At 50.8% G+C, this 12,706-nt stretch carries 8 protein-coding genes and 4 tRNA genes; 9 read left to right on the top strand and 3 right to left on the bottom strand.

Going from position 1 to position 12,706, the window contains the following annotated elements; all coding sequences use genetic code 11:
* Positions 1–33: 33 nt before the first annotated feature.
* The 3 genes from chiP to nagE form a co-directional block, all read right to left on the bottom strand.
* Entirely contained in the window at positions 34–1,431 is a 1,398-nt protein-coding gene (gene chiP / locus BM427_RS02560; RefSeq protein ID WP_090118929.1) for a chitoporin ChiP, read from the bottom strand.
* Positions 1,432–1,879: 448 nt separating this feature from the next.
* Entirely contained in the window at positions 1,880–3,547 is a 1,668-nt protein-coding gene (gene glnS, locus BM427_RS02550) for a glutamine--tRNA ligase (RefSeq protein ID WP_090118927.1), read from the bottom strand.
* A gap of 169 nt (positions 3,548–3,716) precedes the next feature.
* Entirely contained in the window at positions 3,717–5,738 is a 2,022-nt protein-coding gene (gene nagE / locus BM427_RS02545; protein ID WP_090118925.1) for an N-acetylglucosamine-specific PTS transporter subunit IIBC, read from the bottom strand.
* A gap of 327 nt (positions 5,739–6,065) precedes the next feature.
* Here nagE and nagB point away from each other — a divergent pair, with 327 nt between their 5' ends.
* From nagB to BM427_RS02500, 9 genes are all read left to right on the top strand, one after another.
* The gene (nagB, locus tag BM427_RS02540; RefSeq protein WP_090118923.1) at positions 6,066–6,866 is read left to right on the top strand and encodes a glucosamine-6-phosphate deaminase; all 801 of its coding nucleotides are present in this window, start codon (positions 6,066–6,068) and stop codon (positions 6,864–6,866) included.
* Positions 6,867–6,928: 62 nt separating this feature from the next.
* Complete coding sequence (nagA, locus tag BM427_RS02535) at positions 6,929–8,077, top strand: N-acetylglucosamine-6-phosphate deacetylase (protein ID WP_090118921.1); 1,149 nt, start codon at positions 6,929–6,931, stop codon at positions 8,075–8,077.
* Between the two features lie 9 nt (positions 8,078–8,086).
* Entirely contained in the window at positions 8,087–9,307 is a 1,221-nt protein-coding gene (gene nagC / locus BM427_RS02530; RefSeq protein WP_090118919.1) for a DNA-binding transcriptional regulator NagC, read from the top strand.
* A gap of 41 nt (positions 9,308–9,348) precedes the next feature.
* On the top strand, positions 9,349–10,101 hold the full coding sequence (locus BM427_RS02525; protein ID WP_007373873.1) for an HAD-IIA family hydrolase: 753 nt from the start codon (positions 9,349–9,351) through the stop codon (positions 10,099–10,101).
* Between the two features lie 257 nt (positions 10,102–10,358).
* Positions 10,359–12,023 carry an asparagine synthase B gene (asnB, locus tag BM427_RS02520; protein WP_043954274.1) on the top strand — a complete coding sequence of 555 codons (1,665 nt, stop codon included), beginning with the start codon at positions 10,359–10,361 and terminating at the stop codon, positions 12,021–12,023.
* A gap of 221 nt (positions 12,024–12,244) precedes the next feature.
* Positions 12,245–12,321 (top strand) — tRNA-Met (locus tag BM427_RS02515).
* 8 nt (positions 12,322–12,329) lie between these two features.
* Positions 12,330–12,414 (top strand) — tRNA-Leu (locus tag BM427_RS02510).
* A 22-nt stretch (positions 12,415–12,436) separates the two neighbouring features.
* Positions 12,437–12,511: transfer RNA gene (locus tag BM427_RS02505), tRNA-Gln, on the top strand.
* 28 nt (positions 12,512–12,539) lie between these two features.
* Positions 12,540–12,616: transfer RNA gene (locus BM427_RS02500), tRNA-Met, on the top strand.
* Positions 12,617–12,706 lie beyond the last annotated feature (90 nt).

The raw sequence follows: 12,706 nt of genomic DNA, 5'->3' as shown, positions 1-12,706 counted from the left end.
GTATTTCGAGCCGGGCATACTCCGGCAAACGCATCAGAAGATGGTGAACGGTGCGATAACCATAAATTTCACGTCGCGCTCATCCTGGAAGATGTTGCCGTAGCCGCCGCCGTAGCTTGGAATGTCGGAATGGTTGTCGTATTGGGTAAAGTGCAGCTTGAACATCGTGCCTTTGGCGCGACCATCCTGAACGGTATAAATCCCATCCAGGCTGTAAGCGGACTCTTTCAGGCGGTAGTTGGGATTGTAATACGCGTCCGGTGTGGCCATATCGGCCGGCTTCGCATCCCACGCATAGACGTAAGATGCACCGACTGTAAAACCGGGCAGGTTCCAGTTCTTCAGGTCATACATTGCGCCAAAGAAGAGGGCTTTTTCACCGTTGGCATTAAAGTCAGAGCGGTTATCCCACCAGATGTCGAGGCGTCCATTGGATGACGCATAGGTTGGCGTCATACGTTGCAGGAAGTATCCTTGCTGGCCGTCAGCTTTGACGAGGGTGCCTTCAAGACGCAAATCGACCTGACCTATTTTGTAGCCGAAGGTCAACGCTTGCAGCCATGCAGTGCCGTCATAAATATCGTTCACGCCGCCATTGCTAACTTTGTCGCGGGTACCGTAGAACTGGTAGCTGGTGCTGAGCGGGCTGCCTGCCACATCAAATTTGTAGCTGGCTTTAGCAAAGTATTGGTCAACGTAGCCCTCTGCCTGGCCAAATGCGGCCTCCAGCACCAGGTCGTTTTTGAAGTCATATTTCGCGCCGAGCGAGTGTAGATAGTCGACTTTGGTTTTTCTGTCGTTCTGATAAAACTTATCCATCTCGATGTGCCATGGCGCCTTGTATTCATTGGTCCACATATACGAGAAACTCAGAGCCCCTGCATCACCGTAATCAACACTCGCCCCAGCTTCCGCGCCCTGGTAGGTACCCGGCATAAAGCTCCAGTGCGGTGCTAACAGTGTTTGACCGGTTGGCTGAATGTAGCCCGCGCGCGCCCAAACCGGGCCATATTTAAATTTAGCGGCGGCTTTATACAGGCTGATCCCGCTTTTATCTCCTGACCAGTCTTCTTTGTAGGCCTTGTTACTGGAGGAGAAGGCAATTTCGTTCGGATGTGCACTGTCGCCGTTTTCTGTCATTTCAATCGCGGTAAAAGCCGCAATATCCAGGCCGAACGTGTCAGCAATATAGCCAGACTGGAAATCCAGATTGGCATTCCATGTCGAGTGCGAAAGATTGGTTTTGTATTTATTTTCCAGAACATCTTTGCGGTCACGTTCACGCTGCCAGTAATAAATACCGCCCGTGAGCGTGGAATCATCGATAAAACCGGCTGCATGAGCCTGTGGAGATACAACCCAACCGGACATAGCTGTGACACTGGCAATAGCCAGTGCCAGTGCACTACGTTTGCCACTAAACATACGCATGAGTGATTCCTTCTGGACGCATATACCCCGCCGAAACAGCGAGAAAAAAATCAAAAAGTTTAGGTAGTTATGAAATACCCCCGAAGTAACTACCGGCCCAAGACTATTTTTCGCGTCGCGAATTATCAACGTTTTTTAGTGAGTAAAATACAGGATTATGATGGAGCGCACATAATTTGTAGCGTTTTGAAACAAACTACATTGAATGGTTAAATGATTAACTTAATCGCATTAAGTCAGCAAATATAACTAACTTTTGGCGATTAAATATTATATTTATCTTGAAATTTTGGAGGAATTAACTTTTTCAGGAGAATTAAGTCAATATCAATAAGGGACAACATTAATTCTCGTCGCGAATTAAATAAGCGATAATGATCTCTTGACTAAGCAAAAAAAAACGCCGCTATTCGCGGCGTTTTAAGCTGATTGTCCGTGGCTGACTTAATCAGTCACCCATTTTTGCCCACGTATCGCGCAGCCCAACGGTACGGTTGAAGACCGCTTTGGTAGCGCTTGCATAGCGGCTGTCGAGGCAGAAATAACCTTCGCGCTCGAACTGATATGCTTTACCTGCCTGCGCTTCTTTCAGGGACGGTTCGGCATAACCCTGTTTGATCACCAGTGATTCCGGATTGATGGTGGCAAGAAAATCGTCCGCCGCGCCCGGGTTCGGTACACTGAACAGGCGATCATAGAGACGGATCTCTATCGGCAACGCATGCTGTGCGCTTACCCAGTGAATCACACCTTTAACTTTACGGCCATCAGCCGGATCTTTGCTCAGAGTATCCGCATCATAAGAGCAGAAAATGGTAGTGATATTACCTTCGTCATCTTTCTCTACACGTTCAGCCTTAATGACATACGCGTTGCGCAGGCGCACTTCTTTGCCCAGCACCAGGCGTTTGTACTGCTTATTCGCTTCTTCACGGAAATCTGCCCGATCAATCCAGATCTCACCACTAAACGGCACTTCGCGCGTGCCCATCTCCGGTTTATTTGGGTGGTTCGGCATAGTGACAATTTCGCTGCTGCCCAGCGGATAGTTTTCGATAACCAGTTTCACCGGATCGATAACAGCCATTGCACGCGGTGCATTCTCGTTAAGATCTTCACGGATACAGGACTCCAGCGAAGCCATTTCGATGGTGTTGTCCTGCTTGGTCACACCTATGCGTTTACAGAATTCACGGATAGAAGCAGCAGTATAACCACGGCGACGCAGACCGGAGATGGTCGGCATACGTGGATCATCCCAGCCTTCCACATGCGACTCAGTCACTAACTGATTCAGTTTGCGCTTCGACATCACAGTGTATTCGAGATTCAGACGTGAAAACTCATACTGCCGCGGATGAACCGGAATGGTGATGTTATCCAGCACCCAGTCGTAAAGACGGCGGTTGTCCTGGAATTCCAGCGTACAGAGAGAGTGCGTAATACCTTCCAGCGCATCGCTGATGCAATGGGTAAAGTCGTACATCGGGTAGATGCACCACTTGTTGCCTGTCTGGTGGTGTTCTGCAAATTTAATGCGATACAGCACCGGATCGCGCATCACGATAAACGGCGATGCCATATCGATCTTCGCTCGCAGGCATGCTTTACCTTCTTCAAAGCCGCCGGAACGCATTTTCTCAAACAGGGCGAGGTTCTCTTCTACGCTGCGATCGCGGAACGGGCTGTTTTTTCCCGGCTGAGTCAACGTACCGCGATATTCACGGATTTCATCAGCAGAAAGCTCATCAACATAGGCCAGACCTTTGTTGATCAGTTCGATGGCATACTGATACAACTTGTCGAAGTAATCCGAGGAGTAGCAGATGTCGCCAGACCAGTGAAAGCCCAACCATTGCACGTCGTTTTTGATCGACTCAACATATTCGATGTCTTCTTTAGCCGGGTTAGTATCATCAAAACGCAGATTGCACTGGCCCTGGTAATCTTGTGCGATGCCGAAGTTCAGACAGATAGATTTCGCATGACCGATGTGCAGGTAGCCATTCGGCTCTGGTGGAAAACGGGTGTGGATAGTAGTGTGCTTACCACTGGCCAAATCTTCATCAATAATCTGGCGAATAAAGTTAGTCGGGCGGGCTTCTGCCTCACTCATCACGGGTTCCTCAAGGCGTAAACAACGTATAACGGCATATGATCTTATAAGCCGGACGTAGTGACAACCCTTAAAACGTCTCTGAAGAAAATAATGGGGGCAATTGCTGCAAAAAAAAGCGGCGGAGGAAAACCCCCACCGCTTAAGGCATGACTCTACTCAGGAGCGATTACTTGCCTTTAATCTCATACAGTGGCGTCTGGCCCGCAACGACCTGACCTTTCGCCTGAATCACCAGGCCGCTGAAGTCGTCGATATTGCTGCAAACGACCGGGCTAATCATGGAGCGCGCGTTAGCGTTCAGGTAATCCAGATCCATTTCCAGAATCGGCTGACCTGCCACCACTTCGGCCCCCTCTTCCACCAGGCGAGTAAAGCCCTGACCGTTCAGCGCGACGGTATCGATACCCATATGGACAACGATCTCCGCGCCCTTTTCAGTTTCGAGGCAGAACGCATGGTTGGTGTTGAAGATTTTAACGATGGTCCCGGCAGCAGGTGACACCACGGTTTTGTCCGTTGGTTTCACCGCCACACCGTCACCGACAGCTTTGCTGGCAAACGCTTCGTCAGGCACTTGTTCCAGCGCAACCAGCTCACCCGTTACCGGCGATACCAGTTCAGCAATCACGGTTGCGTTCGGTACAGCCTGAGGCTTAGCACTCGCCACTGGCGCAGCGGCTGGCGCTGCATTACCTGCAGCTGGAACATGACCGGAAGTCTTCATCGCATTGGCGATTTTTTCCGCCACAAAACCAACGATGATCTGCACGCTGGTTTTGTTGAGACGAATAACACCGGTTGCCCCAAGTCGTTTAGCCAGCGTCTCGTTCACCAGTGCAGAATCTTTCACGTTCAGACGTAAACGGGTGATACAAGCATCAATGCCGGTCAGGTTATCAGTACCGCCAACTGCGGCAATATATTGACGCGCCAGCCCACTCACATCCTGTGCGGAATCCGCGCTTACGTTTACATCCTGACCATCAGTTTCATCACCGGCAACCGCCAGCTCACGACCCGGCGTCAGCAGGTTAAATTTGCTGATCGTAAAGCGGAAGATCACGTAGTAAATAACGAAGAATACCAGCCCCTGCGGGATCAGCATCCACCAATGGGTTGCCAGCGGGTTACGCGAAGAGAGCACCAAGTCCACCAGACCCGCACTGAAGCCGAAACCGGCAATCCAGTGCATACTCGCGGCAATGAAAACAGAGATACCGGTCAGGATTGCGTGGATGACATACAATACCGGCGCCACGAACATGAAGGAGAATTCCAGCGGCTCAGTAATACCGGTAAAGAACGAGGCAAATGCGCCGGCCATCATGATGCCCAGTACTTTAGCTTTGTTTTCTGGACGAGCGCAGTGGTAAATCGCCAGCGCAGCGCCGGGCAAACCGAACATCATGATCGGGAAGAAGCCCGCCTGATAACGACCGGTGACACCGACAACCGCTTTACCGGCTTCGATAGACTGTGCGCCGCCAAGGAAGTTAGGAATGTCATTGATACCAGCAACATCGAACCAAAACACGGAGTTCAGCGCATGATGCAGACCAACCGGGATCAGCAGACGGTTAAAGAAGGCGTAGACACCCGCACCGATTGACCCCAATTTCTGGATATGTTCACCAAAACCTACCAGACCGCTAAACACAACCGGCCAGATAAACATCATGATGAAAGCGACCACGATCATCACAAACGATGTGAGGATCGGCACCAGACGGCGGCCACTGAAGAAGGAAAGTGCTTTCGGCAACTCGACATTGCTGAAGCGGTTGTAAAGTTCAGCGGCAATGATCCCGACCAGAATGCCAACAAACTGGTTTTTGATTTTGCCGAATGCAGCAGGCACCTGATCCGCCGGAATCTTCTGGATCATGGCAACCGCAGCAGGCGAACACAGCGTAGTCAATACCAGGAAACCGACAAAGCCAGCAAGCGCAGCAGCGCCATCTTTATCTTTGGACATACCGTAAGCAACACCCACCGCGAACAGCACACCCATGTTATCGATAATGGCAGAGCCGGACTGAATGAAAAACGCCGCCAGTGCGTTTTGTCCACCCCAGCCAATCGGGTCAATCCAGTAGCCGACACCCATCAGTATTGCCGCCGCAGGCAGAGTGGCGACAGGCACCATCAGCGCACGGCCAATCTTTTGTAAATAACCTAGAATACTCACTTTTATTCCCCCTATGAACCCATCGTGAGCCCACTGAAACAGTCGTTTTTTATTGTGTAACTAACCTGAAATCACGGCTATTTTTTCACTACCTTGCAGAGTGTGTGAAAAATTAATTCGCCCCGCAAATTAAAAGCACTTTTTTTGTGATTACAATCACTAAATATCGTCAATAAACCTCCCAAATGCTAGCAAACAAACAAAACTTATTTTATGATCAAAAATATCAAGACGGAGTGCTCCCGCTCTGTAACGGATTAAGGTTACGATTAACTCCGAGCCAGCAAGCACTCCGCCAACTTTATTCATTTAACTTTGAGGTGAACAATGAGACTGATTCCCCTGGCGACTGCCGAACAAGTCGGAAAATGGGCAGCCCGCCATATCGTAAATCGTATCAACGCATTCAAACCGACGGCAGATCGTCCGTTTATCCTTGGTCTGCCAACCGGTGGTACGCCGCTCACCGCTTACAAAGCACTGGTTGAGATGCACAAAGCAGGCCAGGTTAGTTTTCAATACGTTGTCACCTTCAACATGGACGAATATGTTGGCCTGCCGAAAGAGCATCCGGAAAGCTATCACAGCTTTATGCACCGCAACTTCTTTGATCACGTTGATATTCCGGCAGAAAATATTAACCTGCTGGATGGCAATGCGCCTGATATTGACGCAGAATGCCGCCGCTATGAAGAAAAAATCCGTTCCTACGGCAAAATTCACCTGTTTATGGGCGGTGTAGGTAACGACGGGCACATTGCGTTTAACGAACCGGCCTCTTCTCTGGCTTCACGCACGCGCATTAAAACCCTGACTCATGACACCCGCGTGGCGAACTCTCGCTTTTTTGATGGCGACGTGGACCTGGTGCCGAAATACGCGCTGACTGTCGGTGTGGGCACGCTGCTTGATGCAGAAGAAGTGATGATCCTGGTACTTGGCGGCGTAAAAGCGCAGGCCCTACAGGCGGCAGTAGAAGGCAACGTAAATCATATGTGGACCATTAGCTGCCTGCAGTTGCATCCGAAAGCAGTTATCGTCTGCGATGAACCGTCTACGATGGAGCTGAAAGTTAAAACGCTGAAGTACTTCAACGAGTTAGAAGCGGAAAATATCAAAGGTCTGTAATTCAGTTTCCACTCCGTAAGGGATGACTGCGGAGTGGTATATATTTGTAACCGGGGGTCGTTATGTATGCTTTAACCCATTGCCGAATCTACACCGGCCATGAAATTCTCGATAATCAATCGGTTGTGATTGCCAATGGCCTGATTGAACGTCTTTGCCCACAGGACGAGTTGCCGACGGGAATCGAACAACGCTCGTTGAATGGCGCCATTCTTGCCCCCGGCTTTATCGACGTGCAGCTTAACGGCTGCGGCGGCGTGCAATTTAATGACACCGCAGAAGCGGTAAGCGTGAAAACGCTGGAGATCATGCAGCAGGCGAACGAAAGATCCGGCTGCACCAGCTATCTGCCGACACTGATCACCGCCAGTGACGAGTTAATGAAACAGGGCGTGCAGGTGATGCGCGATTATCTGGCGAAATATCCCAATCAGGCACTCGGTCTTCATCTGGAAGGACCGTGGCTAAATCTCGTTAAAAAAGGTACCCATAATCCGGCATTTGTGCGTAAACCGGAACCTACGCTGGTCGATTTTCTGTGCCAGAATGCCGATGTTATTACCAAGGTAACACTGGCACCGGAAATAGCAGGCGATGAAGTGATTCGTCAACTGGCGGATGCAGGCATTGTGGTCTCCGCCGGGCACTCTAACGCCACGCTGAAAGAAGCGAAAGCCGGGTTCCGCGCCGGGATTTCTTTTGCGACCCACCTTTATAATGCCATGCCATACATTACCGGTCGTGAGCCGGGCCTGACTGGTGCAGTGCTCGATGATGCGGATGTTTACTGTGGCGTTATTGCAGACGGGTTGCACGTCGATTACGTTAATATCCGTAACGCTAAGCGTCTGAAAGGTGACAAACTTTGTCTGGTGACTGACGCTACCGCGCCAGCGGGTGCAAACATTGATCAATTTATTTTTGCTGGCAAAACAATATACTACCGGAACGGGTTGTGTGTGGATGAAAACGGAACGCTGAGCGGCTCCTCCCTGACAATGATTGAAGGGGTACGCAATCTGGTAGAGCATGTCGGCATCGCACTGGACGAAGCGCTGCGTATGGCAACACTCTACCCCGCTCGCGCCATTGGCGTTGACAACCGCTTAGGCAGCCTCGCCATCGGCAAAGTGGCGAACCTGACAGCGTTCACACGCGATTATAAAATCATCAAGACCATCGTTAATGGCAACGAGGTCATCACTGTATAAAGAGAAAGTATGACATCAGGCGGACAGGCTCAAATTGGTAACGTTGACCTCGTAAAACAGCTTAACAGCGCGGCGGTATACCGCCTGATTGATCAACATGGCCCCATTTCGCGCATTCAGATTGCCGAACAAAGCCAACTTGCTCCTGCCAGCGTGACCAAAATCACGCGTCAACTGATTGAACGCGGATTGATCAAAGAAGTCGATCAACAGGCCTCCACCGGAGGCCGCCGCGCCATCTCCATCGTCACCGAAACCCGCAATTTCCAGGCTATCGGCGTGCGTCTTGGCCGCTATGACACCACGCTGACGTTGTACGATCTGAGCAGTAAAGTGCTGGCCGAAGAGCACTACCCTTTACCGGAACGCACCCAGGAAACACTCGAGCATGCGCTGCTTAATACCATCAGTCTGTTTATTGAAACCAGCCAGAGGAAGATCCGCGAACTGATCGCCATTTCGGTCATCCTGCCGGGACTGGTCGATCCGGAAAGCGGCGTCATCCGTTACATGCCGCATATCCAGGTCGAAAACTGGGGGCTGGTGGAAGCACTGGAAAAACGCTTTAAATTGACCTGCTTTGTTGGTCATGACATCCGTAGTCTGGCGCTTGCCGAGCACTATTTTGGGGCAAGTCAGGACTGCGAAGACTCTATTTTGGTGCGCGTGCATCGCGGCACGGGTGCCGGGATCATCTCCAACGGCCGTATTTTTATTGGTCGTAACGGTAACGTAGGCGAGATCGGTCACGTGCAGGTCGAACCGCTGGGCGAACGCTGCCACTGTGGTAACTTCGGCTGTCTGGAGACTATCGCCGCCAATGCTGCTATTGAACAGCGCGTGCACCATCTGCTGGAACAGGGTTATCAAAGCCGCCTCACGTCAGACGATTGTTCAATTAAAACGATCTGTAAAGCCGCAAATAAAGGTGACGCGCTGGCCTGTGAAGTGATCGAATATGTCGGCCGCCATCTTGGCAAGACCATTGCGATTGCCATCAACCTGTTTAATCCGCAAAAAGTAGTGATCGCAGGCGAGATTGTTGAAGCCAGCAAAGTCCTGCTCCCCGCCATTGAAGCCTGCATCAATACCCAGGCGCTGAAAGCGTTTCGCAAAAACCTGCCGGTGGTTCCCTCTACGCTGGATCATCGCTCGGCTATCGGCGCATTCGCACTGGTGAAACGCGCCATGTTGAACGGTCTGCTGCTGCAACGTTTGCTGGAAAACTGACAGGGTTTATAGTTATTACTTCATTTTTATCCGGACAGTCCATGACCATTCAGAATGTAATCTGTGATATCGACGGCGTGCTGATGCACGATAACGTAGCGGTGCCTGGCGCGGCAGAGTTCATCACGCGCATCCTTGAAAAAGGTATGCCGCTAGTGCTGTTGACGAATTACCCTTCTCAAACCGGCCAGGATCTGGCGAACCGCTTTATTTCCGCCGGTATTGATGTGCCCGCCAGCGTCTTTTATACCTCGGCCATGGCTACCGCGGATTTTCTCAAGCGTCAGGAAGGGAAAAAGGCCTACGTTGTTGGTGAAGGCGCACTGATCCATGAGCTTTATAAAGCAGGCTTTACCATTACCGACATCAACCCGGATTTTGTCATCGTCGGCGAGACCCGCTCCTATAACTGGGAAATGATGCACAAAGCGGCCTTCTTTGTCGCCAATGGTGCACGTTTTATCGCCACCAACCCGGACACCCACGGACGCGGTTTTTACCCTGCGTGCGGCGCACTGTGTGCTGGTATCGAAAAGATTTCTGGCCGTAAACCGTTTTACGTCGGCAAACCCAGCCCGTGGATCATCCGCGCCGCGCTGAATACAATGCAGGCGCACTCGGAACAGACGGTGATTGTCGGCGACAACCTGCGCACCGACATACTGGCTGGTTTTCAGGCCGGTCTGGAGACTATCCTGGTGCTTTCGGGTGTTTCGCAAATCGATGATATTGATGCCATGCCATTTCGCCCTTCGTGGATTTATCCCTCCGTCGCGGAAATTGATGTTATCTGACAGAAACCACGTCTTCGGGCGTGGCTTTTCATTTTGAGCATGATAAAAAAACAACGCTATTCAATAAAAAGCGTTTTATTTTGCTGATCCATCAATAACTGAGTTCAATCTGTACTCTTTTTTCAGCATTCGATAATCACTATTGCACTTTTTACGTTCATGGACGCAAAAGGCTTGCACACCCCTGCGCTTTTGCGGCATTTTGGATGCAAGCACACAACATTGCAGCAATACCCTCAAGGTTAATGGAGAAGTTTATGTGTTCAATTTTTGGCGTACTGGATATTAAAACCGACGCAGCAGAATTACGTAAAAAAGCGCTGGAATTATCCCGCCTGATGCGCCACCGTGGCCCGGATTGGTCAGGCGTATATGCAAGTGACAAAGCTATTCTGGCCCATGAGCGTCTGTCTATTGTTGACGTCAACGCTGGCGCGCAGCCGCTGTATAACGAGAAAAAAACGCATGCGCTGGCAGTTAACGGTGAAATCTACAACCATCAGGCACTGCGCGCAGAATATGGCGATCGCTATGCATTTCAGACCGGTTCCGACTGTGAAGTGATCCTTGCTTTGTATCAGGAGAAAGGCCCGGAATTCCTCGACGATTTGCAGGGGATGTTTGCTTTCGCCCTGTATGACAGTGAAAAAGATGCTTACCTGATTGGCCGCGACCATATCGGTATTATTCCGCTGTACATGGGCCACGATGAGCACGGCAACTTTTATGTTGCCTCCGAAATGAAAGCGCTGGTGCCGGTTTGCCGCACGATTAAAGAGTTTCCGGCAGGCAGCTATCTGTGGAGCAAAGACGGTGAAATCCGTTCTTACTATCAGCGCGACTGGTTTGACTATGACGCCGTAAAAGACAACGTGACGGATAAAGCCGAGCTGCGCCAGGCGCTGGAAGATTCTGTGAAGAGCCATCTGATGTCAGACGTGCCGTATGGCGTGCTGCTTTCAGGCGGTCTGGACTCTTCCGTCATTTCAGCGATCACCAAGAAATTCGCTGCGCGTCGCGTTGAGGATCAAGAGCGTTCTGAAGCCTGGTGGCCACAATTGCACTCCTTTGCCGTAGGCCTGAAAGGCGCGCCGGATCTAAAAGCCGCACAGGAAGTGGCTAACCATCTCGGCACCGTGCACCATGAAATTCACTTCACCGTGCAGGAAGGTCTCGATGCTATCCGCGACGTTATCTATCACATCGAAACTTATGATGTGACGACCATTCGCGCTTCAACGCCAATGTACCTGATGTCGCGTAAAATCAAAGCGATGGGTATCAAAATGGTGCTCTCTGGCGAAGGGTCCGATGAAGTATTCGGCGGCTATCTCTACTTCCATAAAGCGCCGGATGCCAAAGAATTGCATGAAGAAACTGTGCGTAAACTGCAAGCGCTGCATATGTTTGACTGTGCGCGTGCGAACAAAGCGATGTCGGCCTGGGGCGTTGAAGCACGCGTTCCGTTCCTCGATAAGAAGTTCCTCGACGTGGCAATGCGCATCAACCCGCAGGACAAAATGTGTGGCAGCAACGGCAAAATGGAAAAACACATTCTGCGCGAATGTTTTGAATCCTATCTGCCAGCAAGCGTGGCGTGGCGCCAGAAAGAGCAGTTCTCCGACGGCGTAGGTTACAGTTGGATCGATACACTGAAAGAAGTGGCTGCGCAGCAGGTGACCGATCAGCAACTGGCGACCGCCAGCTACCGCTTCCCGTACAACACGCCTGCCTCAAAAGAAGCGTATTTGTACCGCGAAATTTTTGAAGAACTGTTCCCGCTGCCAAGCGCAGCAGAATGCGTACCAGGCGGTCCGTCCGTCGCCTGCTCTTCGGCTAAAGCATTCGAGTGGGATGAAGCATTCAAAACCATGAACGATCCGTCGGGCCGCGCAGTGGGTATTCACCAGTCTGCTTATTAATAAACGACGGTTATTCTTACGGGCCCTGCGGGGCCTGTATTTTTTTGTATCACTGATTTCATGAATAAATTCGAATTTTGTTGAATAAAGCAGCCATGCTGTTCGCAACCTAACCAAACAGTCACATTACGGCAATTTTCGATGAAAAAAATATTGACGCTGTCAGGCCCAATACGCATAATGCGCCCCGCAACGCCGATAAGGTAACGCGAAAAAAAGATGGCTACGTAGCTCAGCTGGTTAGAGCACAGCACTCATAATGCTGGGGTCACAGGTTCGATTCCCGTCGTAGCCACCATCTTTTTTGCGGGAGTGGCGAAATTGGTAGACGCACCAGATTTAGGTTCTGGCGCCGCAAGGTGTGCGAGTTCAAGTCTCGCCTCCCGCACCATTCCCAATAAGCGTTGCTTTGATGGGGTATCGCCAAGCGGTAAGGCACCGGTTTTTGATACCGGCATTCCCTGGTTCGAATCCAGGTACCCCAGCCAGTCGATGACTGGGTAAGCAGTAAAATTTGGCTACGTAGCTCAGCTGGTTAGAGCACAGCACTCATAATGCTGGGGTCACAGGTTCGATTCCCGTCGTAGCCACCATATTTAAGGTGTAATACTTTAGCGTATTAAACCTGAAAGATTTGTTGGGGTATCGCCAAGCGGTAAGGCAGTGGATTCTGATTCCACCAT

The sequence above is a fragment of the Kosakonia arachidis genome (assembly GCF_900116535.1).
Taxonomy (GTDB): Bacteria; Pseudomonadota; Gammaproteobacteria; order Enterobacterales; family Enterobacteriaceae; genus Kosakonia; species Kosakonia arachidis.
The sequence above is the reverse complement of the archived record's forward strand: the minus strand, read 5'-3'. Positions and strand labels throughout refer to the sequence as shown.